The 26,193-nt window shown below is 63.1% G+C and carries 24 protein-coding genes and 2 pseudogenes; 20 read left to right on the top strand and 6 right to left on the bottom strand.

Features of this window, described 5'->3' with window-relative positions; all coding sequences use genetic code 11:
- Window positions 1–101: 101 nt before the first annotated feature.
- Window positions 102–662, top strand: a complete 561-nt coding sequence (locus ABD884_RS12370) for a hypothetical protein (RefSeq protein WP_345046059.1) — start codon at window positions 102–104, stop codon at window positions 660–662.
- A complete protein-coding gene (locus tag ABD884_RS12365) occupies window positions 659–1,537 on the top strand; it encodes a TniQ family protein (protein WP_345046058.1) in 879 nt (292 codons plus the stop codon). Before ABD884_RS12370 ends, ABD884_RS12365 begins: the two co-directional genes overlap by 4 nt.
- A gap of 44 nt (window positions 1,538–1,581) precedes the next feature.
- Here the strand turns inward: ABD884_RS12365 and ABD884_RS12360 are convergent, their stop codons facing one another.
- Complete coding sequence (locus ABD884_RS12360) at window positions 1,582–2,103, bottom strand: SMI1/KNR4 family protein (protein ID WP_345046057.1); 522 nt, start codon at window positions 2,101–2,103, stop codon at window positions 1,582–1,584.
- A gap of 606 nt (window positions 2,104–2,709) precedes the next feature.
- Here ABD884_RS12360 and ABD884_RS12355 point away from each other — a divergent pair.
- From ABD884_RS12355 to ABD884_RS12320, 8 genes are all read left to right on the top strand, one after another.
- Window positions 2,710–3,837 carry a tyrosine-type recombinase/integrase gene (locus ABD884_RS12355; protein WP_345046056.1) on the top strand — a complete coding sequence of 376 codons (1,128 nt, stop codon included), beginning with the start codon at window positions 2,710–2,712 and terminating at the stop codon, window positions 3,835–3,837.
- Window positions 3,797–4,903: a tyrosine-type recombinase/integrase gene (locus ABD884_RS12350; protein WP_345046055.1), complete on the top strand. Its 1,107-nt coding sequence runs from the start codon at window positions 3,797–3,799 to the stop codon at window positions 4,901–4,903. Before ABD884_RS12355 ends, ABD884_RS12350 begins: the two co-directional genes overlap by 41 nt.
- Window positions 4,900–7,143: a tyrosine-type recombinase/integrase gene (locus ABD884_RS12345; protein WP_345046054.1), complete on the top strand. Its 2,244-nt coding sequence runs from the start codon at window positions 4,900–4,902 to the stop codon at window positions 7,141–7,143. Before ABD884_RS12350 ends, ABD884_RS12345 begins: the two co-directional genes overlap by 4 nt.
- Window positions 7,140–7,574 carry a DUF6262 family protein gene (locus ABD884_RS12340; protein ID WP_345046053.1) on the top strand — a complete coding sequence of 145 codons (435 nt, stop codon included), beginning with the start codon at window positions 7,140–7,142 and terminating at the stop codon, window positions 7,572–7,574. The genes ABD884_RS12345 and ABD884_RS12340 overlap by 4 nt, the downstream gene beginning before the upstream one ends.
- Window positions 7,575–7,681: 107 nt before the next feature.
- Window positions 7,682–7,816, top strand: coding sequence for a hypothetical protein (locus ABD884_RS12335; RefSeq protein ID WP_345046052.1), 135 nt, complete (start codon window positions 7,682–7,684; stop codon window positions 7,814–7,816).
- A complete protein-coding gene (locus ABD884_RS12330; protein ID WP_231497281.1) occupies window positions 7,810–8,148 on the top strand; it encodes a helix-turn-helix domain-containing protein in 339 nt (112 codons plus the stop codon). The genes ABD884_RS12335 and ABD884_RS12330 overlap by 7 nt, the downstream gene beginning before the upstream one ends.
- The gene (locus ABD884_RS12325) at window positions 8,138–9,637 is read left to right on the top strand and encodes a recombinase XerD (protein WP_345046051.1); all 1,500 of its coding nucleotides are present in this window, start codon (window positions 8,138–8,140) and stop codon (window positions 9,635–9,637) included. The genes ABD884_RS12330 and ABD884_RS12325 overlap by 11 nt, the downstream gene beginning before the upstream one ends.
- A gap of 15 nt (window positions 9,638–9,652) precedes the next feature.
- Entirely contained in the window at window positions 9,653–10,000 is a 348-nt protein-coding gene (locus ABD884_RS12320; protein ID WP_345046050.1) for a hypothetical protein, read from the top strand.
- Window positions 10,001–10,045: 45 nt separating this feature from the next.
- Here ABD884_RS12320 and ABD884_RS26195 read toward each other — a convergent pair.
- From ABD884_RS26195 to ABD884_RS12310, 3 genes and pseudogenes are all read right to left on the bottom strand, one after another.
- Window positions 10,046–10,252: pseudogene (locus ABD884_RS26195) on the bottom strand (DUF4304 domain-containing protein); the annotation flags it as partial.
- A 254-nt stretch (window positions 10,253–10,506) separates the two neighbouring features.
- Window positions 10,507–10,809 carry a DUF4193 domain-containing protein gene (locus ABD884_RS12315; protein ID WP_345046049.1) on the bottom strand — a complete coding sequence of 101 codons (303 nt, stop codon included), beginning with the start codon at window positions 10,807–10,809 and terminating at the stop codon, window positions 10,507–10,509.
- Window positions 10,810–11,051: 242 nt separating this feature from the next.
- Window positions 11,052–11,901: pseudogene (locus ABD884_RS12310) on the bottom strand (IS110 family transposase); the annotation flags it as partial.
- A gap of 669 nt (window positions 11,902–12,570) precedes the next feature.
- Between ABD884_RS12310 and ABD884_RS12305 the strand changes: the two are divergent.
- Both ABD884_RS12305 and ABD884_RS12300 read left to right on the top strand, forming a co-directional pair.
- Complete coding sequence (locus tag ABD884_RS12305; RefSeq protein WP_345046048.1) at window positions 12,571–13,023, top strand: 6,7-dimethyl-8-ribityllumazine synthase; 453 nt, start codon at window positions 12,571–12,573, stop codon at window positions 13,021–13,023.
- A gap of 372 nt (window positions 13,024–13,395) precedes the next feature.
- On the top strand, window positions 13,396–14,793 hold the full coding sequence (locus ABD884_RS12300; protein WP_345046047.1) for a plasmid pRiA4b ORF-3 family protein: 1,398 nt from the start codon (window positions 13,396–13,398) through the stop codon (window positions 14,791–14,793).
- Here the strand turns inward: ABD884_RS12300 and ABD884_RS12295 are convergent.
- Window positions 14,784–15,026, bottom strand: coding sequence for a hypothetical protein (locus ABD884_RS12295; protein WP_345046046.1), 243 nt, complete (start codon window positions 15,024–15,026; stop codon window positions 14,784–14,786). The genes ABD884_RS12300 and ABD884_RS12295 overlap by 10 nt on opposite strands.
- A gap of 454 nt (window positions 15,027–15,480) precedes the next feature.
- Here ABD884_RS12295 and ABD884_RS12290 point away from each other — a divergent pair, with 454 nt between their 5' ends.
- Complete coding sequence (locus ABD884_RS12290) at window positions 15,481–16,608, top strand: hypothetical protein (RefSeq protein WP_345054776.1); 1,128 nt, start codon at window positions 15,481–15,483, stop codon at window positions 16,606–16,608.
- 77 nt (window positions 16,609–16,685) lie between these two features.
- Here the strand turns inward: ABD884_RS12290 and ABD884_RS12285 are convergent, their stop codons facing one another.
- Window positions 16,686–17,444: an IclR family transcriptional regulator gene (locus tag ABD884_RS12285; protein ID WP_345046045.1), complete on the bottom strand. Its 759-nt coding sequence runs from the start codon at window positions 17,442–17,444 to the stop codon at window positions 16,686–16,688.
- Window positions 17,445–17,616: 172 nt separating this feature from the next.
- Between ABD884_RS12285 and ABD884_RS12280 the strand changes: the two genes are divergently transcribed.
- From ABD884_RS12280 to ABD884_RS12250, 7 genes are all read left to right on the top strand, one after another.
- Entirely contained in the window at window positions 17,617–19,026 is a 1,410-nt protein-coding gene (locus ABD884_RS12280; RefSeq protein ID WP_345046044.1) for an MFS transporter, read from the top strand.
- Window positions 19,027–19,029: 3 nt separating this feature from the next.
- Entirely contained in the window at window positions 19,030–19,404 is a 375-nt protein-coding gene (locus ABD884_RS12275; protein ID WP_345046043.1) for an NIPSNAP family protein, read from the top strand.
- Window positions 19,405–19,406: 2 nt separating this feature from the next.
- Entirely contained in the window at window positions 19,407–20,240 is an 834-nt protein-coding gene (locus tag ABD884_RS12270; protein WP_345046042.1) for an SDR family NAD(P)-dependent oxidoreductase, read from the top strand.
- Between the two features lie 89 nt (window positions 20,241–20,329).
- Window positions 20,330–21,715 carry an FAD-dependent oxidoreductase gene (locus ABD884_RS12265; RefSeq protein ID WP_345046041.1) on the top strand — a complete coding sequence of 462 codons (1,386 nt, stop codon included), beginning with the start codon at window positions 20,330–20,332 and terminating at the stop codon, window positions 21,713–21,715.
- A gap of 29 nt (window positions 21,716–21,744) precedes the next feature.
- Window positions 21,745–23,193, top strand: coding sequence for an FAD-dependent oxidoreductase (locus tag ABD884_RS12260; protein ID WP_345046040.1), 1,449 nt, complete (start codon window positions 21,745–21,747; stop codon window positions 23,191–23,193).
- Window positions 23,190–24,731 (top strand): FAD-dependent oxidoreductase, encoded by a 1,542-nt coding sequence (locus tag ABD884_RS12255; protein WP_345046039.1) that lies wholly within the window; start codon window positions 23,190–23,192, stop codon window positions 24,729–24,731. The genes ABD884_RS12260 and ABD884_RS12255 overlap by 4 nt, the downstream gene beginning before the upstream one ends.
- A gap of 318 nt (window positions 24,732–25,049) precedes the next feature.
- The gene (locus ABD884_RS12250; protein WP_345046038.1) at window positions 25,050–26,135 is read left to right on the top strand and encodes a hypothetical protein; all 1,086 of its coding nucleotides are present in this window, start codon (window positions 25,050–25,052) and stop codon (window positions 26,133–26,135) included.
- Window positions 26,136–26,193: the final 58 nt, after the last annotated feature.

Below are 26,193 nucleotides of genomic sequence, written 5' to 3'. Positions count from 1 at the left end.
CCAGACCGTCCCGCTCCGTCCGGCCCGGCGCCCAGGAAATCCCTGGTCACCGGGCCGGCACCACATTGCCAACACCGAGACCACCCCGACACGCTGCAGCAATGGCCCCAACTCGCCGTCGCGGACATGTAGTCTATGTATCGTCGCAGTTCAGAGCCGCTTCACGAGCTCCTGCGGTCGGTAAAATCGACGAGATCCACAACCTCAACCTGGCCACCAGCGCCGGCGAAGACATGTCAGACCACCTCAAATACTTCACCGAACACATGCCAGCCACCTTCGTCTACGCCGGCATCAACGTCGAAAACTCCGGCCTGTTCACCGGGCTCCGCGGACGGCAGATCTCCGCCCGCTCCGTTCTCAAAACCACCGGCCCGTTCCCGTTCACCGAAGAATGGGAAGCCCTGGTCGCCACCCTCGAAAACGGCCTGCGCCTGCACCACCACGAACCCGGCACCCTCACCGCCCAGGCCCAGCATCTGCACTACCGCACCGGCGGCAGCATCAGTAGCCTCTCCCACCTGATCCGCCAAGCCGCCATCATGGCCATCCTCACCGGCACCGAGAAAATCGACCGCGAACTGCTGAACGAGACCAGCATCGACCACGCAGCCGAATCCCTCGCACCACGACCGGCCACGACCACTGCAGCCCCACGATGACAACCGCCGCAGTGCGGATCCCTTCGCGGCCGCTGCCACGCCCGGTCCGCGTCTACAAAGACGAGACCACTCCCTCCATTATCCGGCGGCTCGGAACTGCCAACTCCCTCCAGCCCCGACAGCTCAGAACGCTCCTGAAGAGCAGCCGCCGGCCATGGCTCGAAACTCTTGCCGTCTTGGCGAACAACGACCCCGCCGTTCTGGTCCTCGCTATGCCGCAGCTTGGCCAGCACGACCCCGCCCCGTCACTGCGGCAGAAACTGGCCGGACGCCCCATCCGCACAACCCACACTGCCGCTTGCCACCGCTGCGCACTTGCCCACGGCGCCGGCCGGTACGTGCAGATCTACACCACCCACGAAATGGTCATCTGCCCGCGTCATGGACTCTGGACCGGCGAGGGCGTCGCCGGTTTCACGGACCAGTTCTCCATCCGTGCGGCCCCGGAGATCACCGCCGCCTGGCACCACCACAAAAACCTCATCACCAGCCACGGGCGCTCCACAGTCCGCAAAGCCTTCCACGTCGCCCGCGTCATCAACTGGACCTGGTACGACCAGTTACATCACTTCCCTGCCACTACCGGAATTTACGACGAACTGGCAGCCGATCAGCCCCGGCACGCCAACAGCCACGCCATCGTAGCCGCCTCGCTTTACCCCGCCATCGTCACCCTCACCGCCGCGATCAGCTCACCACACTGGGACGAAATAGCCCACTCGCGCCACCCCGACCAATTCCTGGACCGCATCAGCATTGAACTCACTGACGGCTGGCACCCCCGCGGAGCCTCAGACCCCCTACGGCACTGGATGGACACAGACTGGCTACCCGGATTCCGCGGACCCGACACCATCAGCCCGCCCAAGCCATGATGGACCTTGGGCCCGGAGACCGTCACACCGTACTTGATCGTTACCTAGCCTTGAATGGTCTCGTTCCACCAAGGAACAAGCGGGTTTAGTTCCGCGGCCAACGCGGCAAAAGCGATGTCGTCCATTTCGAGGTAGCCGTCAGAGTCGACGAAGAAGGTGCCTCTTTCAAAGGCTGCAGCCATTGTGGTTGCCATTGCCGCGATCGATTCGAACTCGAGAGGATGTTCGTCCTCGTCAATCCGGAAATGCCGAACGGATCCTGGGCAATCACTTGCGAGGTCAACCACGTAAAAGTCGCCCCCTCCGTTTGCAAACAGGGGCAGCCATCCATGACTCCAACGATCATCATTGCGGAAAGCTCGGTAGTTGGCTGTCGCATCTTCAATCGAAAGGAAGTAGAAGCCAGGGAAGACATGAATGTCATCAAGCGACGTCACGGATTGTGTGTTCGTTCCGTTGCGCCACCCGAACAGCGACTCGACCTGGGCATTGGAAGGCAGGGCAACTGAATTGATGCAGTCCCTGACCCGGGACCCAGTTTTACCCGGAAGCAATTTCTCTAACACTGCCTGTCTCCCCAGAGCGTTCAAGCCAAGCTCGATACGACCAAGGACCGCCGCAAGATCACTCATCGCGCCCGCCGGAGCAGATGAGATCCCGGACGGGTGGAACGCGACCTAGGTTCTCAGCGCCGAGGCCGCGTGCAGGATGTGAACTTTGCATGCCGCAAGAGTAGACGGAATCGATCATAAAAGCCCATCAAGGTTCCAGTTCCCCTTAGGCACGTCGACCGAAGCTGAAGAATGCTCCGCCAAGGCACTGAACTTGAACCCTGGTACGCATTGAGATTCTCCAATCTGCGTCAACTGTAGTGAGACAAATCGGGAGAATCTGTCTCACTACAGTTGACGCACCCGCGTAATCTGGACGCTCCGTGCATCACGTTGGATGAGACAGGACAGCCGGGACGGGCTCACTCACCCCGGGATTTCGCGGATTCTTGCACCCCCGCAACCCTGACGGGCAGCTTCCCGGACGATCCAGAAGGCCGCGTGTGGTTGTCTGTGACGGCGTGAGACGCGCCTCTGACCTGCGGTTTTGTCGTGATGATGCGTTTGATGAATCATTGATTCAAATTATGAACATGATTCTGGCGTGATTTGGAGGCGAAAATGGCGGTCGATGGGTCCGGGCGCGTGCTGCAACTGAGTGCTGTTCGGCTGCTGCATCCCGAGGAACAGACGCTCGAGGACATGCTTACGGGCTGGCGCAACCAGCAGCTCTCCAGGAACCTTCAGTTCGACACGATTGATAAGGGCATCGGATGTGTCCGAAGGTTCGTGAACCATGTGAACGAGTTCCCGTGGAACTGGTCACCGGCCCATGTCGAGGAGTATTTCGGTGACCTGCGCTCGATCCATCAACTGAAGCACTCCACGATCCGCGGTTACCAGTCCGCCCTCCGCCGGTTCACGTCCTACGTATCCAACCCCGACTATGGCTGGGACCAGGTCTGTGAGGAGCGTTTTGGCACGCACCCGTCCCAGGTCTTCTTTGACTGGAACACCGCTGCGCACACTCAAGAGTACGAAGGGCGTCCTTCGAAGCGGCCGTTCACCAAGGCTGAACTGCAGATGCTGTTCGACCACGCGGATGACCAGGTCGAACTCAAAGCGGCCTCAGGCAAGAAGGGCTGGAAAGCAGCCTACCGCGACGCGGTCATGCTGAAAATCACCTACTCGTACGGGCTCAGGTTCAACGAACTCCGGCACCTGCAGACCATCGATTTCGCGACCAACCCGCAAGCGCGAAGGTTCGGAAAAACAGGCCTCTGCAAGGTCCGCTTCGGCAAGTCACGCAAGGGCTCCCCGCACAAACCCCGCAGCGTCCTGACGGTCTTCGACTGGACGGCCGGGGTCATCGAGGACTGGCTCGCCAACGGGCGGGGAACGCTTGAAACGCTGGACCTGTTCCCCAGCGAACGCGGCGGTCTGATCTGCGAATCCACCCTGCTGCGCCGGCTCCGGCGTTACCTGGACGAGCTGGGACTGCCGCTGGATGGCCTGGATCTGCACTCACTGCGACGCTCCTACGCAACGCACCTTCTGGAGGGCGGATGGGATCCTAGATTCGTGCAATTTATCTGGGGCCGGAAACGTGGTGTCCTTGACGTGCAGCACGAGGCCGGTAACCGTGCAATTCCGCGTGATGGAGGTGCTTATCTGAAGCTGTCCATCACACGGGATCGCGGGAGGGTTAATGCAGGTTCAACGAGTTATGGTGTCCGGTTCGCCGCTTGAGTCGTGGACTGTGCTTGATGATCATGGTGTCATCGAGCCGGTGGAGCGGTTCCTGGCTTACCTGACCGACGTCGAGCGGTCACCGAACACGCTCAAGGCGTATGCGCATGATCTCAAGGACTGGTTCGTCTTTCTCAGGTACCGCGATCTTGATTGGCGTCAGGTGAGGCTGGAGAACGTGGGCGAGTTCGTGGCCTGGCTGCGGCTTCCGCCTGCCGGGCGCGCCGCTGACGTGACGTTATTGCCGTCGGCTTCCCATTATTGTGGGCCGGGCACGGTGAACCGCAAGCTCGCGGCGGTCAGCGGCCTCTACGTGTTCCACTCCCGTCATGGGGTCCCGCTGGGCGACCTTGTCACCGAGTTCGAAACTGTCCGGCATCGAAGAACGGGGTGGAGACCGTTCCTTGCCCACCTTGCCGGGGACAGGCCGCAGCGGCGCCGGATCGTGAAACTGCGTGAGCCCAAGAGGTTGCCCACGGTACTGCCTGCGGCGAAGGCCCAGGCAGTGCTGGATGCGTGCACGCGGCTGCGGGACCGGTTCCTGTTCGTCCTGCTGTGGGAGTCGGGAATCCGCATTGGCGAAGCGCTCGGGCTGCGGCACGAGGACATTGCAGTCGCCGAGGGCGAGCTGACGATCCGCCGACGGGTGAACGCCAACCGGGCACGGGCGAAGTCCATTTCGCCGCGCACGATACCGATTGGCGCGGATGTTGTGCGGCTCTACGGCGATTACCTCCATGAGGAATACGGCGATCTCGACAGCGACTATGTGTTCGTGAATCTGTGGGCGGGCGCCCGCGGACGGCCGATGAGCTACGCGGGAGTCTATGACCTGGTGCAACGCTTGCGGCGAAATACGGGGGTGGATTTTGACCCGCACTGGTTCCGCCACACCTATGCCACCCGATTGCTACGGGCCGGAACGCCCATCGAGGTGATCAGCAGCCTGCTTGGCCACGCATCGGTAGCGACCACCATCGACGTCTACGGCCACCTCAGTGTCGAGGACGCCCGCCGGGCCCTTGAGAAGGCAGGGCTGCTGACCGGAAAAGAGGTTAGCTGGTGAGCTCCCCCGCACTGAACAACCAACACGCCGGTCTTGGACTGCTTGCCAAGCTGATGGCAACGGTCCGGCCCGAGTTCAGACCGAGAATCGTGATCCCGGCCCCGGGCTCCCTCGTCTTCAACACCGAGCCCTGCCGGATCGACGGGTGTGAAAGACAACGCACGGTGAAGGGGTTCTGCAAGGGCCACTACAAGCGCTGGCTCGACCAAGGACGCCCGGAAACAGAGTCATTCCTGGCCAGCCCCGGCCCGTTGCCCTCAGGCGCTGGCCCCTTGGCGGCGTGCACCGTCACCTGGTGCCGCTTCGGTTCGGCCAGACGCGGACTCTGCGTCCGCCATCACGGGTTCTTCGCACGCTCCGGCGAGACCGACATGTCCAGATGGCTCACTACCCTCTCCCCTGAGCCGGCCACCGAACGGCCCGAATGCAGGCTCGCGTTCTGTGACCTCTGGGCACAGGGCAACTCGCCGTTGTGTCTGAACCACAAATCCCGCTGGCACGCCATCGGCGCACCGGACATCGGCGAGTTCGTCACCCGGTGCGAAAGCGTCGGCCTGGACCGCTTCGATTTCCGATGCCTGGACGATCGGCCCCAGCTACGGCTGGAGCTCCAGCACGCCCTGCAATGCCGCCATGACGAACGCCGGGCCAGTACCCATTCGTCCGCCGTGACGCCCGTGATCCGGCTCGTCACCGACAGCGGCGTCACCTCGCTACTGGACTGGGATCTTGACCGGTGGGCAACGTTCTACGGCGCCGGCCGCGCAGGCCGCAGCCACCGCCACAACGGGCAACTCGCGTTCCTGCGCTTTGCCTACACCCGGCTCGAAGACCTCGCTGCCGGCACCGGCTGGGAGTCCGAGTTTTACCGCGATGCCTGGGCCATGCACCGGCTCGGCCACACCGACACCCGCGGCACGCTCCGCTTCGACAAGATCCCGCAACCGTGGCTACGTGCCTTGGCAAAACGCTTCATCCGATGGCGGCTGACCAGCGGCCGGGAAATCATCCAGGCCCGCGTCGACATCCTCGCCCTGAACCGATTCGCCGCGTTCCTGGCACACACTATCCCAGACTCCGACGGCCCGGACTGCATCGACCGCGGCATCCTGGAACGCTTCCTCGCCGAGCTGGCCCGGGACAAACGGGCAGTGACTTCCCGGGGCCGCGACGTCAGCTCCCTGAACGCCTTCTTCGCCGCGGTCCGCCGCCACGGCTGGACCGAGGACCTGCCAACGTCGGCGAACTTCTACCCTGAAGACTTCCCACGACCGGCCAAACGACTGCCCAGGGCCCTGGCCGATCACATCATGGCGCAACTGGATCAAGCCGAAAACCTCGGCAAATGGACCAGCCCCGACAGCCGGCTACTCACCCTGATCCTGATGCGCTGCGGACTGCGCGTCGGGGACGCCTGCAACCTCGCTACCGACTGCGTGGTCCGTGACGGTGACGGCGCCCCCTATCTGCGGTATATGAACCGAAAGATGAAACGCGAAGCCCTCGTTCCTCTCGACGAGGAAGTCCTCGCCGCCATCCTCGACCAGCAACAACGCGTCCGTGAACGGTTCCCCGACGGCAGCAACTGGCTGTTCCCGGCCCCGAAGATGAACCCTGACGGAGCAAAACCGCTGACCACACACTCCTACCGCGGACAGCTTGAAGACTGGCTGGAACGCTGCGACATCCAGGACGAACACGGGCAAGAGGCGCGCCTGACCCCACATCAGTGGCGCCATACCTTCGGGACAACACTGATCAACCGCGACGTCCCACAGGAAGTAGTCCGGGTCCTCCTCGACCACACTTCAGCCGAAATGACCGCCCACTACGCCCGGCTGCACGACACAACCGTGCGCCGCCACTGGGAGAAAGCCCGCAAGGTCAACATCAACGGCGACACCATCACTATTGACCCGCAAGGACCACTCGCCGAAGCCAGCTGGGCCAAACAACGACTCGGCCGCGCAACACAGAGCCTGCCGAACGGATTCTGCGGGCTCCCGGTCCAGAAATCCTGCCCGCACGCCAATGCCTGCCTGACGTGTCCCATGTTCGTCACCACCGCCGAGTTCCTCCCCCAGCACCGCGAGCAGCACCGCCAGACCGTCCAGCTCCTCTCCGCCGCCGAAGCCCGCGGACAGACCCGGCTCATCGAGATAAACCAAGCAGTACTGCACAACCTGGACCGCATCATCGGCTCCCTCGGTGACACCGCATCAGCCGGAGCGGCCGGATGAACCGCCCCGACAACAGCCGGCACCTGATCAAAGCTGCACAGCAGCGCGCCGCCCTCACCCGGTCCAAAGCTGTCCAAGCGCTCCGAACCCTGCACGCGGACGGCCGTCCGGTCACCTTCGATGCCGTCGCCAAATACGCCCGAGTCTCCCGGTCCTGGCTTTACACCCAGCCCGACCTCCGAGCCGAAATCGAACACCTCCGTCAAATACAAGCCGCGGCGGAGCCCACACCGGAATCCCGGTCACAGCGGGCAAGCGAGGCTTCTCTACGGCAACGACTCGAAGCCGCCAACGACAGAATCAGACGACTCAACGACGAGAATCAACGCCTGCGGCAGCAACTCGCACACGCCCTCGGACAACGCCGCCGTGAATCGGTAGTCCCAACCCGCCGGAAGCATCCCGAATCAATAACAGTTCCCCGAGAATGAAAGGACACCGAATGCCATCGTCATGCACGTCCCGGACACACCCACCAACACAAAACCGCAGGCCAGAGGCACATCTACCTGACGGGCTAAAGATAATGCAATATCAAATGGGCCACGAACACGCCTCCACCACCGGGATCTATCAATTCGTCAGCGATGACTTCCGCAACTCCACCCTCCGGGCGGCCCTGGACCGCACCATGGACGAAGTTCTGGGCGTGCAGATGAGGGGCCAATGGTGAGACGCGAAGTCGAATACAAATGGCGGCTTTCCGAGCTCATGGCAGCACGGGGACTACACAACACGACCGACCTCATCCCCCTGCTGGCCGAGCGCGGCATCTCCTTGTCCCGGCCGCAGGTCTACCGGCTCGTCAACCAGAAGCCCGAACGCGTCGCGCTGCAACTCATCGCCGCGATCTGTGACATCTTCTCCTGCGGCCCCGAAGACCTCATCACGGTGACAGCCGCCGATGCCCGCACCCGCAAGACCGGCACCAGCGCTCCCAATGTCGTTGACCTGAACCGCACCGTCCGCCCTCGGCGGGCCCGCATCATCGACGATGGGCACTGAGGCTCCAGAGGGGCTGACTCCCCGCAACACCAGCCGCGGCCGGCCGCGCACCACAGGGAGCGCCACTTGCGTCCGCTGCGGCAGAACCGCCGGCCGAACACGCGCCACCTGGCCCGAAGGCAAAATCTGCGGACCTTGCTTCACCACCGCCACCCGCACCCACGGGACCTGCCCTGACTGCGGCCAGCACCGGCTGCTCCCGGGCCCGCCCGAGACCATCGGTGGGCCGCGATGCGCACCCTGCGCAGGCATCCCCCACGACTTCCACTGCGGCCGCTGCGGTGTTGAGGGCGAGTTCTACCGACTGGGTATCTGCGCCCGCTGCGCTCTCCGGGACGACCTCAACGACCTACTGCTCACAGACCCTGCCGATTCAGGAATGGCGGGCAGAATCGTCGAGGTCCTCTGCAAGGCAGACCGGCCCGAGAGCATCATCACCTGGAAGCGCTCCCCTAAAGTCCAAGCCCTCCTGTCCTCACTCTCAAACGGGACAACACCTTTGACCCACGAAGGACTCAACGCCCAAGCCAAGTCAGCAGAACGAGAAACCAACCACCTGCGGGCACTGTTCGTCCACCACGGACTCCTCCCCTACAAAGACCCGCACCTTGCCCGGTTCGAGTCCTGGATCGAAGACAAGCTCCGCCCCTTGCCCGAACAGGTCGCAAGACCTGTCGAGCACTTTGCCACATGGCACCACCTACGGCGCATCCGGTCCACGACAACACCGGAAACAAGCGCCCGCGGCCCGGTGCACTCGGCCAAACAAGAGATCACCGAAACCGTCAAATTCCTGGACTGGCTCTGGCAAACCCACCAAAGAACCGCAGCCACCTGCACCCAGCAAGACATCGAAACCTGGCTCGCCACCGGACCCACGACGAGGAAGGCCATCCGCACCTTCATCGTCTTCATCAACAACACCGGAACAAACACCCGCGTAGAAATGGGCCATTACACCGCCAAAAACCGCCCGGCAATCACCCAGGACCAACGCCTGGCCTGGCTGCGGGAACTGCTCACCGGCACCAGCGAATCCCTGCCCTACAGAGTCGCCGGGATCCTGCTGCTTCTCTACGCCCAACCGCTCGTGCGGGTAGCCAAACTCCGCGTCGAGGCCGTCGAGGCCAACGAAGGCAGCGCGAACATGAAGATCGCCTTCGGCACGCATCCGGTCCCCGTGCCCCAACCCTTCGCGGAACTACTTCAAGAACACCTGCGAAACCGGCCGAACCTCAGAACCGGATCAGACACCCGAAGCCCCTGGCTCTTCCCCGGAACCCGAGCCGGACAGCCACTTCACCCAGACACCATCATGGACAGGCTCCGCGGCCTCGGCATCGACCTGCGCGGCGCACGAAACACCGCCCTCGACGAACACCTGACGCTTTCCCCGCCACCCCTGGTCCGCGGACGCACTCGGCTACTGCCACCAGGTTGCGTTCCTCCACGCCGACAATGCCGGGGACGCCTGGTCACGCTACGTTAACCTACGCACCAAACCATGACGAGCACTCACATGCTGACGCCATCATCGCTCGGGCAGTTCATATCCTCGACGGCTAAGCTCTTCTCGCACCCGAACGAAGGCGAACTGCGGCTTGGCGGAAAGCAGAGGAACCAGATCGACCAAAGAAGGCGTCCTATCCATGAAGTCCGCGACCGGGGTAATAACAACTTCAGTCAGTTGCTCGACGAAGGCATCTCCAGGGATCCGGCCGCCCATTTCGGCGTCGAGCAGGATGGTTCCCGGAAGATCGCGCGCAACCAGGCCATCAGGCCTCACAAAATCAATCGGCGGGATCACATCCGTCTGCTCGGCTCGAAGACTCAGAAGACAGAAGTTTTCTGACCGAAACTCCCCACTGGCGACCACTGGATCCCACGCCAGATTGAGGTAGTAGTCTCCGCTTCCCCATGGAGACTTCTGAAGATTCACCACCTGATACTCATCGGCCGATGTCGTTCGGAACCAGTTCCGACCTCGCTTACGGAACCCACGTGACTTGAAAGCTCCCGCGAATGCCGACTCGACTAGATTCGTTCTTTCCACACGGGCAATTCTCCAGCATGATCCGTATTCGACAGACGAATACGCCCCCATTCAATCCGCAGGGATGCCAGTAGAAGTGATCCAATTGCAGAATCTGCAGATTAGGACCCCGCTGATACGCACTCCCCGGTTTCGGTGACCTGCAAACTGAAGTCTCGACGAGATCTCCTAGAACGTCCGCAGCATCGAGGCCATGGTCGCATTACGAGTGCATCCAAGGTGCATCAGAAGATTTGAGGCACCTTGAGGTTCGCTGGGAAGCTGAGTGTCCCATCGCAGCCATGCGTAGGCTGTGATGAATTGACTTAGCCTTCGCAGTCGATGCAGTAAGAGTGTCCGTCGCTTTCGCGTGCCAGTTGGGACCGGTGCCGCACCAGGAAACAGGAATAGCAGGTGAACTCGTCCTTCGCTTGAGGAATTACTTGGACGATCAGCTCTTCTGTGACAATTTCCCCACCTGGCGTAAGGCCCTCATCCAGGGCATCAGCTTCGTCGAGCTCACTGACGACGCTTCGGGCATCCGGGGCGTTGGCAGACTGAAAAGCCTGCAGGGAACGGTCTTGGGATTCCTTGACGTCGGAACGGACCTCGTCATAGTCGGTTGCCACTTGGGTGATTCTCTTTTCATACGGTTGTTGATGTTATTCACTCTGACCACACTGGAACGTCCACCTCGACGCACTTGTTCCCTCAACGCGATCTGGCCGCCACACTCTCGTATCCTGGGGCGAATCTTCTATATCTGTAAAACCGTGGTCGGGATGGTGTCGTCGGCGGTGTGGGGTGCGTTCTGCGGGTGGGATCGAAGTACGCCTGAAACCTGCCTCGGGCCAGTGCCGTTCCAGCCGATACGGGGTGGGCCGTCGTTCCGCGCATCTGAGGAAAGTAGACGACGAGACGCGTAGACATGCGCCACGCCGGCGAGGGCGGCGAAGGCGGCCTCGGAGCGTACCCGGCCCAAGTGCGACCATGCCGTGTAGACCACGGCGGCGATCACAGGCCCAATCCCTTTTTCGTCTAGCAGTGCAGCGGCAGGGCTGGCCTCGAGGAGCTCGGTATCGAGGATGGTGATGCGCTTGGCGAGTCGGATCGCCTCTGCCCGGGCGGTGGCGGCGGCGAGGGCCTCGTCGCGGGTACGCCAGTGGGAGATCTCGGTGATCTGGGGATCGGTGAGGGGCTTGCGTGCGTCGATGGCGAGGTCGACGCTGCGCAGGAGGGCGGTGAGGGCATTGAACTTAGCGGTGCGCTCGATCGTCATCTGCTCCCTCGCGGCGACCAGGACGCGCAGTGCGGCCCGGACGCCCTCGTCCTGGCGGGGAACGCGCAGCTGGGCCTCCTCGAGCGGCAGAGCCGCTGCGGCGATCGCGGCAGCGTCCAGCGGATCGGACTTCCCGGTCCCGCGACGCGCGGGTGCGTAGGCCCTGACCCTGGGTGCTTCGGCGACGCGGAAGTCAGCCCGCGAGACGGTGCCGGCGAGCAGGGCCCTGTAGCTGCCGGTTCCTTCAATGATCCAGAGGGCTCCAAGGTCCCCACCGGTGCGCCGGGCGGACCAGGCGATTGCGCGGGCCCTGCCCGCGTGGGTGTTCGGGACGCTTCGGTTCCCAGGTGCTCGCCGTTGGCGGCGAGCACGGCGTAGGTGTGTGTGCGGGCGTGGGTGTCCACGCCGATGACGAACGGGATGAGTGTGCGACAGTGGTCATTGTGGCCGAGGTACCTTCCTCACGAACGGCAGATGCTTTCTGGCCGCGGCGCGGCCGGCGTCGGCCCGGGTGAAGGTCACTCCGAAGCATTCCTGTGATGGGCCACAGCCCCCAAGGGGCTGGGCAGTCTTCTGATCAAGTCATCGGTGTGGGCCGGGCAGGCGCCGGTCACTTCGCTCCAGCCGGACGATTCACCCCACAGGCACCCAGCGGGGCCAGGCTTGTGCGGACCCGGCCACCAAAAAACACGGCCACATCCGCCAGCTCGATGCCCTCGGCTATACCGTCACCCTGACACCCACCCGTCTTCATACCGCCACCTATGCCCGCCGGACCACGACCGGCTGCACCAAGTGCGCACCGGCCGCAGTCAGGTCACCTCATTTTCGGACTAGCGCTGCGAAAAGTCCGCCACAAATCGCTGCGATTCACAATTCCGGGCCTCGTGAACGTCGCGAGCCAGTCCCCGCCGATGTCAGGAATCTATACGTTTCCAAGACACAACGGGCGGTCGCCCCTGCAGGCCGTCATTACTTGACCGCACCGGGCTATTAACTACCGGACAGGGAATGCCCGTTCATGTTCATTTGAACATCGGTCTCCGCGGCTAGGTCTTGTCATTGATTCCGTCCACTCCTTGGACGACGTCCCCCAGGAAAGGCACCATCCTTGTCACTCAAACCCGCTGCCCCCACCCGAGTAGCCATTGTGAGCGCCCAATGGCACGCTGATATCGTCGATCGAGCTGTTGAAAGCTTCCTTGTTCGACTGAAAGAACGTGGCATTACCGAGGTTGACGTATTCCGCGTTCCCGGTGCCTTCGAAATTCCGCTACTCGCCCGACGGCTAGCGACTTCCGGGCGCTACGCCGGTATCGCCACGTCCGCCCTCGTCGTCGATGGCGGTATTTACCGCCACGAGTTCGTCGCGGGAAGCGTTGTAGATGCGCTGATGCGAGTGCAGATGGATACGGACGTACCCGTGTTTTCCGGTGTCCTCACTCCTCACCACTTTCACGGACACGAAGAACACCGCAACCAGTTCTCCCGACACTTCGTGACCAAGGGGCGGGAGTTGGCTGACGCGCTCTCCTCAACGCTGACAGTGCTGGCATCCCTGTAGACACGGAAAAGTCCGGGACCACGGAGGCGCTACCGCCTGCTCTTACGCCAGGCCGTGCTGGGAGTGGTTTTCCCGATGCTCGCTGTCCTCGGGCCACTCAGACATCTGCAGTTCACCGCGACGGTGTTCGCAGCGGCGGCGCGCATTAACCAATAGTCAGGAAGTGCCTCGCACATCGTGCGGGGCACTTCCCTTGGCTAGGGTCCTCGCGCTACGCAGAAACACAAGAGCTACATCGCCGACACTGCGCCGAAACCGTATTGATCGACGACGGCGAGGAAGTACTTAAGTTTGCGCGTGTCCAGCCCAAATAGTGGACACCGCGAGCCCGGACAGTGGCCTCCCCGAACACTGGACTGGCAGGATAATGTTGTGACGATACGTGCTGCAGATGGAGGTCTAGGGTCGATGTTGCTGCGGGTGAAAGTCTCGATCGAAGGCAGCGAACCGGCCATCTGGCGGCTTCTCGAGGTCGACCCTTCTCTGACACTGGATAGGGTGCACGAGGTCCTTCAAACGGCCATTGGCTGGCGGGATTCGCATCTGCACTCCTTCACCGACACCGACCCTTACAAGCTGCTGCGGCCCGTCAACGGGAAGGTGCCGGAACCTCGGCGGTGGGTTTCCCCGGACCCGCTGGAGGACAGTGACGATGCCCTCCCGGAGACGGACTGGACCTTGGGCCAGATCCTCACCGTTGAATCCGGTCCCCTCTTTTACGAATATGACTTCGGAGACTGCTGGATCCACCGCCTCGAACTCACCGGAAGCCTCCCCACGCCGGCCAACGCCCTCAGGGCGCGGCTCCTGGACGGCGCACGGCGGGCGCCGCTGGAAGACTCCGGCGGCGTCGGCGGCTACCACCACCTACTCGACGCCCTCGCCGACCCTGGCCACGAAGACCACAAATACCTGAAGGAATGGGTCGCCTGGACAGCCGGGCCATGGCAGGAATTCGACCCGGAACAGCTGGATATCAATGCCGTGAACAACGAGCTCGCCCTGCTGTTCCCTGCTCCCTCTGCCAACGAGCACGGCCCTGGAATCGAGTCACTGACCCAGGAACTCACGAACCGGATGCCTCCCGTGCTACGACCTGAATTCCGTTCATACCTGCACGCCGCCAGCCTCGACGGCCCCGCAACGGTCGAAGCAGACGGCGCCGAGGCGATGACCGCCCCCTATCTCTGGCTCACCCGCCGCGTCGGGATTGACGGCCTGTCCCTCACTGCTGCCGGCTGGCTGCCGCCGGCCGTGGTCCGCGAGGCAATGACAAAGCTCGGCTGGACCAAGGACTGGATCGGCAAAGCCAACCGCGAAGACCAGACCCTCCCCGTCCTTCAGCTGCGCGAAAGCGCTCAACGACTCGGCCTGATCCGCAAAATCAAAGGCCGGCTTGTCCTCACATCCGCCGCCAAGCTGCTGCTCGATGATCCCGCACGCCTTTGGCTTTTCCTGGCACGAGCCATTGCTCACCGGCACCGTCATGACTCCGAGCGCGACGCGACGCTGTTACTCCTGCTCGAAGTCGCCGCAGGAAAAAGAACCAGCTGGGCTGACTACCTTGAAGCCGTCTCCTTCGGTCTCAGGGCGCTCGGTTGGAGCACCCGCACCGGAGCTGAACTGGAACCGAGCACCGTCCAAGCGCTGTTCGTCGACGCCCAAGAAGTCCTGCTGAACCTCGGCATCTTCGGCGACCGCTTCGGACTCAAAGCCAACTCCGTCCAGGCGCCCGGGCAAGCCTTCGCCCGCGCAGCACTTCATTCATAACCACTCACAACCAGCAAACCACCGGCCCAGCGGCGACGCGCGTCCGCGGAGGCAACGTCGTGCTCTTGAAGCGGCGGTATTCGGAGGTTTCGAATACGCAGGTGCTGTTCGACCTTGGGCTGGCTGTGCGCCGGACCGGTACTCTGCGGTGATCGCGGGTTGCCGCGCCTGCCGTCCGCGGTCTCGGACCTCCTGAATGAGGGCGTGGCTTCGTTCCTTCGGCGTGCCGACAAGATCGACCTCCATGCCGCAGCGGTCCGAGATGTTCAGACGTTCGCCGAAACCTTCAGCAGCACCGGGATCAGGATCATCCCGGGCTTTGTGCGCAGGGATGCCGCGGCCACCGGAGGCTGCCCCATGATGCGCCCCTCTCCCCCGCCGCCGTCTACAGAACCGTCGCGGCAGCCGTGCGCCGCAACGAACGTGTGGTGTGCTCGGCCTCGCGCACATAGCTGAGGTCGTCGACGGCGGACAGTCCTCGCTCACGCGCGCAGCCAACCGGGACACCAGTGCTCCCCGGGCCACCTGCATCTGTGCAGTTGCTTTAGGCGACTTCGCGGTGCGCTGACGCCAGACGGCAGCCCGTGGACGCAGGTCACGCCACTATGCTAAGTATGCTTACAGTAGGATTTGATCTGCCCGTCCGTACTGGAGGAAGTATTGAACGCCGTTGCCAGCGATCCCCCGATGGTGAACGCCGGACCGCGACCAGTGCGGATCAGCTCTCCGCCCGGACGGCTCGAAGCAACTGTCCCGCTGCTCGAATCACTGCGTGACGCCGTCGGGGACGTTCCGGCGATTTTGGCGCTGGCCCTGAAGATTGGACGGACGGCTCCGCGCACAGGTGAAGGCGATACCGCGCACTTATGGGAACCGTTGGCGTGCGTTACGGCCGTAGACGTGGCTGCCGGACGGGTGCTCGAACCGCACCTTGACGCGATTTCCATCCTCACGCAGGCCGAATTCAACGCGGGAACCGGCGCTGGGCCCGATGCTCTTGAGCAAGCCCGCGACACGGAGGACCAAACGTGGGGCGTGTTCGCCGCTGAAGCATCCGGTCTGCGGCTCGAGGCCGCGCCGGGCGGAGCAGGAGGCTATGTCCTGAACGGATCCAAGCCTTGGTGTTCGCTTGCTGGTCAACTGGACCGGGCCGTCGTGACTGCCTATTTAGCGGGGGGAGCCTCCTCCGGGGACCCCGGAGGAGGCGCCCGGGCGGCTTTCGCCGTGCGGCTGCATGACCCGGGGGTTTTCTGCGAGACGCCTCAGTGGTCTAGCCGCAGCCTGCGGGAAATACCTAGCGGAACCGTGCGCTTTGAGGGGGTTTGCGCGGTGCCGGTGGGAGGACCGGGCTGGTACTTCGAACGGCCGGGCTTCGCCTGGGGCGGCATGGGCGTGGCCGCATGCTGGCTGGGTGGGACTATTGCCGTGGCACGCGATTTCCGCTCCGCACTGGCGACAGCTGCAAAGGGTGGTAGCGAACCGGATCAGATTGCCCTTGCCCATCTGGGCGAAACGGACCGGACCATCATGTCCCTGATCGGCTGTCTCGCCCGGGCAGCTGCCCGGATCGACGCCGGGGACCTGTCGGGGCCCGAGGCAAGGAGCGAGGCGCTGCGCGTGCGCGGCGCCGTTGCCGCCGGCGTCGAACGCATTCAGGCGATGGTGGTCCAGAACTTGGGGCCGGGGCCGCTGGCTTTCAACGAAACGTACGGAAAGCGGATGGCGGACCTGTCGCTCTATATCCGCCAGCACCACGCCATGCGGGACGACGCCCAACTGGGCGCCCTGACCCTGAAAGGCGACACCTCATGGTGAGCTTTTCCCACAGTGACACCGGCACGGCCGAGAGCGAATGGGAAGCCAGCGAGCCGCCCACCCTGCCGGACCTCGGCCTAGAGTTGGCTCTCCTTGAGTTCGGCCGCCGTCCGGATGAGGTGGTCCGAAATGCGTTTGGCGTCTCCGGAACCGAACCGGGCTATCGGCATGGCGATACTGAAAGCAGCATGTTCGCCGTCGATCACGCCGAGAGAGACGGCGAAGGCCGCCACTCCATCCTCACTCTCCTGGAAGTTCATGCCGACCCCGTGCCGACGGGTCTCATCCAGGTCCCGGTAGAGCTTTTCGAAGTCTATCTCCGCAGCAGGTCCGCTGGCCCCGGACAAAGCTATCCGGTAGCGGGCGTCCACTTCGTGCAGAGGCAAGTCGGCCAGCATCGCCTTGCCGGACGAGGTCACGTGGGCTGGCAGTATCACACCGACGCGCAATCCAAACCGCAGGGCATGTGTCGTGGCTTCGATACCGTCGACGTGGTGGACTTTGGTACCGACGAGCGTCGCGAGGTGAACGGTTTCCCCAACCCGCTCGAAAAGGCGCTCCAGATGGGGCCGGGCGCGAACCCGTAGCGGTGGAACAGCTCGCATCATGCCGGGGCGCAGAAGTTCCGGACCGGGTCCGTATCGGCGATGCTCCCCCTGCTCAGCGAAGCCGTCGCCGGCCAGGGTAGCCAGCAGCCGCTGGGCAGTCGAGGGGTCGACGTCGAGCGCCTTGGCCGCCTCTGTCACGCTGAGCGAACCCTCCTGCGCCATTACTTTCAAAAGGAACAGCGCGCGGTGGACGGACTCGACCCGTGAACCATTGTTATTGCGTATCACGCAATAACTCTATCGCTTATTGCGGATTACACAAGACCGTGCCTAAGATCACTTCACTGCTTGCTGGAAAGCCCCTGAGGGATGGGCGCGCTTTCGCTTCGGGCAATCGCCGCGCTCTCCAGCCCTTCCCCACCACACCGTCCGACCCACTGCATCCGACAAAGGAGTCCCGATGAGTCAGTCCCCCTCGATTCAACCCGTCAAACGCCCGCTGAGGCCGTCCACGCCCGCCCCGCCCGAAGCCAGACGCGCCGTCCTCAGCGGAACTTTCGGCTCCGCACTGGAATGGTTCGACTTCGCCGTTTACGGGGCGATGGCAGCGACCGTCTTCCCCGTCGTGTTCTTCAATGAGCTCACCCCAGCCATCGGCCTGTTGGCCTCATTCGCCACGTTTGGTGTGGGCTTCTTCGCCCGGCCACTGGGAGGGATCCTCTTCGGCCATCTGGGAGACCGGTTCGGCCGGCGCAAGATCCTGCTGACAACGTTCGTCATGATGGGCTTGGCCTCGATGATCATCGGGCTGCTGCCGGCCTACTCCACAATCGGGTTCATCGCACCGCTGGCGTTGGTCCTCATGCGATTCATTCAGGGAATCGCCCTGGGTGGCGAGGCCACCGGCGCCCAGCTCATGACCATGGAACACGCCCCGGCAGACCGGCGATCGTTCTACGGGGCCCTCATGGCCATGGGCTCCCCCATCAGCCAGGTCATGGCCAACTTGCTGCTCGCGGTGCTCTCCGGCGTGCTGAGCAAGAACGATTTCCTCGCCTGGGGCTGGCGCCTGCCGTTCCTGCTGAGCATCGTGCTGGTCGCTGTGGGCATCTACATCCGCCTCAAAGTCGAAGAGACCCCGGTGTTCAAGCAGGGGATGCAGGAACTAGGCGCGGAGTCGACAAACCCCGCGATCGTGATCAGGACTCACGGTGTGACCATCCTCCGGCTGATGCTGGCCTACGCCCCGATCGTCGTCACCTTCTACATTGTCAGTGTCTTCGGCATTAGCTACCTCACCACTCACGGATACACCCAAAGCCAGACCTTCACCATCATCATGATCTCCAACTTCCTGTCCGTGATCGCCATCTGGTGGGGCGGCCGCCTCTCCGACGTCTACGGGCGCCGCAAAATTCTCATGATCGGCTCGTTCTTCACCCTTATCGCCGCCGTCGTCTTCTTCCAGGTGGTGGACCTGCATAGCTTCCCGCTGACGCTTGGTGTCGTCGCGTTCGCGCTGGTCTCAGCCCAATTCGGCAACGCTGGACAGGGCGCGCTCTTCGCCGAGGCCTTCCCCACCCACATGCGCTACACAGGATCGGCGTTGGCGCTCACGGGTTCGAACCTGGTCTTTGCAGCCCCGGCGCCCTTCCTAGCCTCGTGGTTGATGAGCATCAGCGGCGGTAGCACCCTTTCAATCACGGTTACGTGGGTTGTGATCATCGCCGCAGCCCTGGTCAACATGCTGCTCATGGGCGATGGCAGGACCCTCGAGGGTCAGACGCAGCAGTTCGGACGCTACGCACCGGCCCTGCGGACAGCCGCCGATCCCGGGACCGCGACCGCGGTTGACCCGGCTGTGAGATGACCCGTGATCGTAGAACAACGCACGTATGTCCTGCATACCGGAGCCAGCCTCGCAGACTACCTGTCGGCATATGAACAGATAGGGCTGCCGGCACAAAAGCCGATCCTCGGGGGCTTCCTCGGCTACTTCGTTACCGAGTTCGGCCGCCAGAATGAGCTGACCCACCTCTGGGCCTACACGGACCTTGAGGACCGCCGGGCGCGTCGGGCCGAGCTAGCCGGGAATGAGCAGTGGCAGGAATGCCTGGCCATCATCCGTCCCATGATCATGACGATGGAAAACAAGATCATGTATCCCACCTCCTTTTCGCCGATCCGCTCGCTGCCCGTTTCCAGCACAGACACCCACACGGCGTTCGCCGGACAACCGAGAGGCTGACCATGGGAATCATCGATACCGAGTCTCCCCGCCAAACAGGCTCGACACGGCCGCCCCTTACCCAGACGGCGATCGTCACGGGAGGGGCCGGCGGGATCGGCCAAGCGATCAGCCACCGCCTGGCTAGCGAAGGCTACGCCGTCGTCGTCGCCGATATTGACCAGGCCGCGGCGGACCTCACTGCGGCGGGCCTGCCCCGAATTGACGGAGCGGATCACCGGGGCTTCGCCGGGGATCTGACCAGCAGCAAAGCGAATCGCGAACTGGCGGCCTTCGCCGCCGGGATCGCACCCATCGGCGTCCTGGTCAACGCTGTCGGCATCTCGCCGAAACGGAACGGCCGGAAGATTCAGTTCTTCGAACTGAGCGACGAAGACTGGAACCAGGTGATGGCGGTCAACGTCAGTGCCCCGTTCTTCCTCGTCCGCGAGGCGTACCGGCACATGCCTACGGACGGCAGCGCGAGCATCGTGAACCTGCTCTCCATTACGTCCAAGCTGGGTACGGGCGGTCCGCCCGAAGCAGACTTCGGACCGTTCCTGCCCAGCTCCGTAGCGTACGGGGCCTCGAAGGCAGCCCTGCAAAATCTCACCGCAAGCCTCTCCCAAGAGCTGGCCGGCCAGCGGATCCGTGTCAACGGTGTAGCCCCGGGCTTCGTCCAGACTCCGATGATGGCCGGCGTATCTCTGGAGGAGAAACTCCTGGACCAGGTGCCGATGAAGCGCCCCGCGCAGCCGGAAGAAATCGCCGACGCCGTCGCCTTCCTCATCAGCAGCCGGGCGAGCTACATCACCGGCATCAGCCTCGACGTCAACGGCGGCTGGCTCACCTGCTGACTCGGGGCCGTGTGCCCTGCGGAAATACCGGGACACTGTCCCACAGAGTTCGACTCCTGCAAAACCTTGAAAGCGAGTACCTGATTTCCATGCCCGAATACACCTATGACCTGGTCGTCATCGGCTCCGGCATCGCCGGACAAACCGCCGCAGCCTCCGCAGCGGAGGCCGGCCTCAGCGTCGCCCTTTTGGAAAAGACCGGGAACCTCGGCGGTTCGACGGCGATGAGCGGAGGCTTCTTCGCTTTCTCCGGGACCGATGAGCAAGCAGCAGCGAATGTCGACGACTCAGCCGAACTGTTCTTGAAGGACATGCAGGAGTCGGGAGGCGGTGCCAGCGACCCGGCTCTGCTCGTGACCTACCTGGCGCACCAGAGCGAGACCTACAACTGGCTCAAGCACCAAGGGGTGGAATTTCGGGCCTTGGAGATCAGCTCCGGACAGTCCGCACCGCGCAGCCACAATTCGTCCATAACCGACGTCTTGGCCATCCTCCACCGGAACTTCACCTCCCACGGCGGGGAAACCCGACTGAACCACCGCGCCAACCGGCTGATCCGCGAGGACTCGGGGAAGGTGACTGGAGTCGTCGTCCAATCCCCAGACGGCGAGGCCGTCTTCCGGTCCCGCGGTGGCGTTGTGTTGGCGACCGGCGGGTTCAGCCGGGGCACGGACCTACTGCGTACCTTCGCGCCGGAAGCCCTTGCAGCTATCCCGTACGGAGGAAAGGGCAACACCGGTGACGGCCTGAAAATGGCGTGGAAGCTTGGAGCCGGCATGGCTGACATGGCCTATGTCACCGCCACTTACGGTTCGCATCCTGACACCGGTGAGGAGTTCCATGAGCTGCTCACGGCTTACTACATGGGCGCGATCGTCGTGAACACAGCCGGCAAACGTTTCATGGACGAATCCCAGTCCTACAAGGTCCTCGGCCGGGAAGTGCTCAAAGAAGCCGACGGTCTTGGTTTCCAGATCTTCGACGCGAAGATCCGGGCGAAATCACACCCCGGGATCCCGCTCAACGACATCGACATGCTCGAGAGCATCGGACATGTACACAAGGCGGACACCCTGGAAGAACTCGCCGTGATGGCGGGCATCGACCCATCCGCACTGATGGAAACGGTGGCCCGGTACAACTCTTCCATCGCCTCCGGACAGGCTGACGACGCCGGCCGCACCAACCTGTGCAACGGCGTCGGGGAGCTGCTGCCCCTGGACCAGGCCCCGTTTTACGCCTACCCGGCCAAGGCGCTGATGACCACGACGTACTGCGGGGTCACTATCAACACCGACGGCCAGGTAGTAGACATCGACGGGGATGTCATTGACGGCCTCTATGCCATAGGTGAGGTTACCGGCGGGTTCCACGGGGCGGCCTACATGACGGGAACCTCGCTGGGAAAGGGCGCGGTCTTCGGCCGCATCGTCGCCCGGCACGCCGCAACCACCCTGCCACTCGTCCGGGCCTGAACGCCCCACTAGCTCAGAGGAGCACTGCAATGTCTTATTCAGGAAGCGTTGACCAGACCCGTCAGGTGGACGTTCTCGTCGTCGGCTCCGGCATCAGCGGCTCGGCCGCTGCCATGACTGCTGCCAGGCAAGGTGCCAAGGTCGCGTTGTTGGAGAAGCAACAGACCTTTGGCGGTTCGGCCGCCCTCTCAGCCGGCATGTTCTGGACCGCGCCGACGATTGACGCATACCGCGCACGGATCCCCCTGGGTAATCTTGAGCTGGGTGCTCGCCTGGTGGGTGACTATGAGGAAGCGCTGGCGGAATTGCGGGCGTCGGGAGCCAGAGTAGCTGCCAAGCCCAAGCGGGACATCATGACGTTCGGCATCGGGTACTCCACCGACATTCACGCCATTCTGTCCTGGTGTCGGAAGGAAATCCTCGCCGCAGGCGGTGAAACGCACGTCGGGCTTGCCGTCATCGAACTGCTGCGCGACGGCCGCTCCGTCACCGGGGCGGTGGCGCGCGACGCCGATGGCCGCCTCATCCGCTACGACGCACCCGCCGTCGTCCTGACCACCGGCGGATTCCAAGGCGCCCGCGACGAACTCACCCGCCACATCGGCCCGAATGCGGACCGGCTGCTGCTGCGCTCGAACCCCGGCAGCGTCGGGGACGGACTGCGGCTCGCCCGCGCCGCCGGCACCGGCGGGACCACCGCCATGAGCACGTTCTACGGCCATCTGTTGCCCTACCCGGTCCGCCGCTTCGAAACAGAGGACTACCTGCCCTACTCCCAGTACTACTCCGGTTCGACCGTGATGGTGAACCTGCGCGGCGAACGGTTCGCCGACGAGACCAAGGGCGACGAACTGCTCAACCAGGACGTGGCCTTCCAGCCCGAAGCCCGCGGCATCCTGATCTTCGACGAGCACGTCCGCACCACCGAGGTCATCGAAGAGCCGTTCCCTGGGCTCGGCTCCATCGACCGCTTCGCCGCCGCCATCGACGCCGGCGGTACCCATGCGGAGGCGCAGACCTTGGCCGGGCTCGTCGAAAAGATCTCGGCGTGGGGCGTCGACAGGGAAAACCTCAACGCAACGCTCGAGCAGTACGCACTTGCGGCCGCCCAAGGCGGTGGCGCGGCCCGGGGGGTCCCGGTCTCCGCGGGCGCCCGGGCCCCGGGCACGGGTCCCTTCTATGCCCTCATGGTCCAGCCCTCCATCACCTTCACGTTCGGCGGTGTGCGCACCAACTGCCACGGCGAGGTACTGGACCATGACGGCCGGCCCATCCCCGGCCTCTACGCCGCCGGTGCAGACATTGGCGGACTGTCCAACTACGGCTACGCCGGAGGTCTGGCGCCGGCATACATCACCGGACGCTGGGCAGGCCGCTCCGCTACGGAACGCGCCATTGCGGCCCGTACGGTTGTCCGCGACAACACCCGGGTACTGGTAAACGCAGACCAATTGACGACAGGCACGGAGACTTCATGAGCATGACTACCGCAGACGTCCTTGTTATCGGAGGCGGCGGCTCCGGAATGAGCGCTGCCATCTCCGCGGCGACCAGCGGAGCCAGCACGATTGTGCTCGAAAAAGCTGCCAAGGTGGGCGGCAGCACCGCGATGTCTGTCGGGTCGTTCACCGCGGCCAACACCTCCTACCAGTACCGGGCCGGAGTCAACGACAGCATCGAGCTGTTCATCGACGACATGAAAGTGGCCAACGGCGAATTCGAGGAAAGGGAGAACAAGGAGCTGCGCCGCGTTCTGGCCGAGAACGCGGGAGCGACCGTGGAGTGGCTCTCCAGCATCGGCGTGCAGTTCCTCGGCCCCACCCCCGAGCCGCCGTACGAGAAGCCGCGCATGCACAATGTCCTCCCTAATTCCTCCGCGTATGCATCGGCGCTGCTGCGTGAATGCCGGAAGCGCGGCGTCGAGGTGCGCACGTCCATGCGCGTGGACAAACTCCTGTGCAACGCCGCGGGGGATATCATCGGGGCCCGGGCAGATGGCACTGACTTCTTCGGTAGGCGCGGCGTCATCCTGGCAACCGGAGACTACTCCGCGTCCACCGAGATGAAAGCCGAGTTCGTCGGGGAAGCCGCCTCCAAAATACCGCCGGTCAACCCCAACAGCACCGGGGACGGATTCAAACTGGGAACCGGAGTGGGCGGAATCATGCTGCAGATGGACCGACTTTACGAGGGGCTGCGGTTCGCGCCCTCAAAGCGGCCGGACCCGATTAAGATCCTGCCCTCGCACCCCTTGCTGTCCAAAGCCATGCGCCTCGTTGTCGAGCGACTCCCAAAGAACCTGCTCGCATACGTCATCCGGGGTGCCCTGACGAGCTGGGTAGGCCCGAACAACACGATGTACCAGGCAGGAGCCTTGCTCGTGGGGCATTCCGGGAAACGGATAGCCAACGAGGACTCCGACAAGTTGATGGCACGCGCCGCGGCCGCGGATGAGAAGAACACCGCCTTCATGATCTTCGACGGCGGGGTCGCCAGGAAGTTCTCTGCCTGGCCTAACCCTGTCTCAACCTTTCCGGGTGTGGCTTACGCCTATGTTGACGACTACAAGAGGTACCGCCCCGACGTTTACCACCGGGCTAACACCATCGATGAGCTGGCCCTGAGTATCGGTGTGGAACCCTCCGTCCTGCAGTCCACCGTCGAGGAGTGGAACGCAGACGTCGCCGCCGGAAAGGACTCCCGGTTCGACCGGCAGCATCTCGGGGGCGGAGTCAGTGAGGGACCGTTCTACGCGTTGGGCCCGATGAACGCCTATGTCACTTTGGCCGATGGCGGTCTGGCCGTCGACACCCAGCTGCGCGTGACAACAGCCGACGGCGAGGCGATCCCCGGACTGTGGGCCGCAGGATCAACGGGCCAGGGAGGCCTGCAGCTACTTAACCACGGACTGCACATCGGCTGGGCGATGGTATCCGGACGGCTGGCAGGCCGCAACGCAGCCCGGTCTCAGAGCCGGCCGGATCTCAAACCGGTTAGAGACATTACAGTCACCTGACCGGGAGCCATTGCAGTTGACGGTTGTTCCACCGCGGCATCCTTCCACGGCCTGCGCTCTGTTCGGGGCCACCTTGATCTTTGTCAAGCAACGTAGACGGCCACGGCAGTCGCTCCAAGCCGGCCTGGTGGACGCGACGCTACGAAATCTCGCCCGAAATACTTTTTTGTAATCTTCGTCACAGTAAGCAGTTTCGCGACTATTTACGCGTGTGACACCCAAGGTCAAGTGATTTGGTCTGGTCGTCACACCAACCTTTTACCCACAGGCGTCGCCGCCCCAAAAAGGCATCGGTGCTTTTTCTAAAGGAGACTAGTGTTGAAACTACTAACTAACCTTTCCGCGGTGGGGGCCGCATGTTTACTGCTCGCGGGAATGGGAGCCTCGGCCAATGCGGCGCCGTTGCACGGATCCCATCATCCCGTTTCGCACAAGGTGCCGAACATCCATGATGGAACGGCCCAAATCAAGGCTCAGCACCAGGCGGGACACGGTGCATCTTCTGCGCCGCAGACGCAAGCCAGTTCCAGGGCCTTCAGTGCCGCGGGCCTGCAGCGGTGGACCACTACGAATACGGATTCCACGACAGGCACCAAGTACGCTTCCACCTACATTGGCGCCGATCCGGCGCTTGGCACCACAAGCACCATTAATGTCTATTTGGTTCCGTTGAACATGGATCTGGACAATGGCGACGGCACCACAACCAGCATCAACGCCACCACGGCCGTCAATGACGCGGCGAAAAGTCCCATCTTCGCAAATATGGCCCAAAAGCCCAGCGGCGAAAACACGCAATACATAGATGCATACATGCGCGCCAACTTCAACCAGCCAGCTGGATACCACGTCAAGCTGAACCCTGTGGTCAAGCCCGCCGTGACCTTGAACGTTGGGGCAGACCAGTACTGGGACTACGGCAGCATCATTGGTGTTCAAGACACCTTGATTTCCGACCAAGTATCGCAGTCCGCTGCCTACCCCTCGGACGGCATTGTCATGTACGTCACGCCAGGGGTCTTTGGTGACGACGGAACCGGCAGAGGCTTCGGTGGCTACCATGACTACGACGGCACCAAGGCACTTGGCTTCTCCAACATCCAAGGCGCCTCGAACAATAACCTGCAAGCGCTCTCCCATGAACTTTCCGAATGGGCGTTCGACCCGACGGTGAACAACGCGACAGCAGGGAACCTGTCGACGGCAGGCTACGGCTGCCAGAAGATCCTCGAAGTCGGCGATCCCGTGAACAACCAGAACTTCACGTTGACAGATGCTTCCGCCAAGACATGGACGGTTGAAGACGAGGTCTTTGTTCCGTGGTTCTTCCACACGAATCCGGCCGGGACGTCCAATGGCAAGTACAGCATCCTGGGCTTGGCCAATTACGGCGCCAGCTGCTAGCTGTCGCACGCCGCGTGCCTAGCCTAGGCTAGGCCGCTTGTAGCTCCGGGAGGTCTCC

Source organism: Arthrobacter methylotrophus, from assembly GCF_039539965.1.
Classification (GTDB): Bacteria; Actinomycetota; Actinomycetes; order Actinomycetales; family Micrococcaceae; genus Arthrobacter; species Arthrobacter methylotrophus.
This window is presented reverse-complemented; position numbering and strand designations above follow the sequence as displayed.

What these genes read in the sequence shown, in the direction of transcription:
- ABD884_RS12370 (WP_345046059.1), top strand. Translation starts at nt 102, where the DNA reads ATGGCCCCAACTCGCCGTCGCGGACATGTAGTCTATGTATCGTCGCAG.
- ABD884_RS12365 (WP_345046058.1), top strand. Translation starts at nt 659, where the DNA reads ATGACAACCGCCGCAGTGCGGATCCCTTCGCGGCCGCTGCCACGCCCG.
- ABD884_RS12355 (WP_345046056.1), top strand. Translation starts at nt 2,710, where the DNA reads ATGGCGGTCGATGGGTCCGGGCGCGTGCTGCAACTGAGTGCTGTTCGG.
- ABD884_RS12350 (WP_345046055.1), top strand. Translation starts at nt 3,797, where the DNA reads ATGCAGGTTCAACGAGTTATGGTGTCCGGTTCGCCGCTTGAGTCGTGG.
- ABD884_RS12340 (WP_345046053.1), top strand. Translation starts at nt 7,140, where the DNA reads ATGAACCGCCCCGACAACAGCCGGCACCTGATCAAAGCTGCACAGCAG.
- ABD884_RS12335 (WP_345046052.1), top strand. Translation starts at nt 7,682, where the DNA reads ATGGGCCACGAACACGCCTCCACCACCGGGATCTATCAATTCGTCAGC.
- ABD884_RS12330 (WP_231497281.1), top strand. Translation starts at nt 7,810, where the DNA reads ATGGTGAGACGCGAAGTCGAATACAAATGGCGGCTTTCCGAGCTCATG.
- ABD884_RS12325 (WP_345046051.1), top strand. Translation starts at nt 8,138, where the DNA reads ATGGGCACTGAGGCTCCAGAGGGGCTGACTCCCCGCAACACCAGCCGC.
- ABD884_RS12320 (WP_345046050.1), top strand. Translation starts at nt 9,653, where the DNA reads ATGACGAGCACTCACATGCTGACGCCATCATCGCTCGGGCAGTTCATA.
- ABD884_RS12290 (WP_345054776.1), top strand. Translation starts at nt 15,481, where the DNA reads ATGGTGAACGCCGGACCGCGACCAGTGCGGATCAGCTCTCCGCCCGGA.
- ABD884_RS12280 (WP_345046044.1), top strand. Translation starts at nt 17,617, where the DNA reads ATGAGTCAGTCCCCCTCGATTCAACCCGTCAAACGCCCGCTGAGGCCG.
- ABD884_RS12270 (WP_345046042.1), top strand. Translation starts at nt 19,407, where the DNA reads ATGGGAATCATCGATACCGAGTCTCCCCGCCAAACAGGCTCGACACGG.
- ABD884_RS12265 (WP_345046041.1), top strand. Translation starts at nt 20,330, where the DNA reads ATGCCCGAATACACCTATGACCTGGTCGTCATCGGCTCCGGCATCGCC.
- ABD884_RS12260 (WP_345046040.1), top strand. Translation starts at nt 21,745, where the DNA reads ATGTCTTATTCAGGAAGCGTTGACCAGACCCGTCAGGTGGACGTTCTC.
- ABD884_RS12255 (WP_345046039.1), top strand. Translation starts at nt 23,190, where the DNA reads ATGAGCATGACTACCGCAGACGTCCTTGTTATCGGAGGCGGCGGCTCC.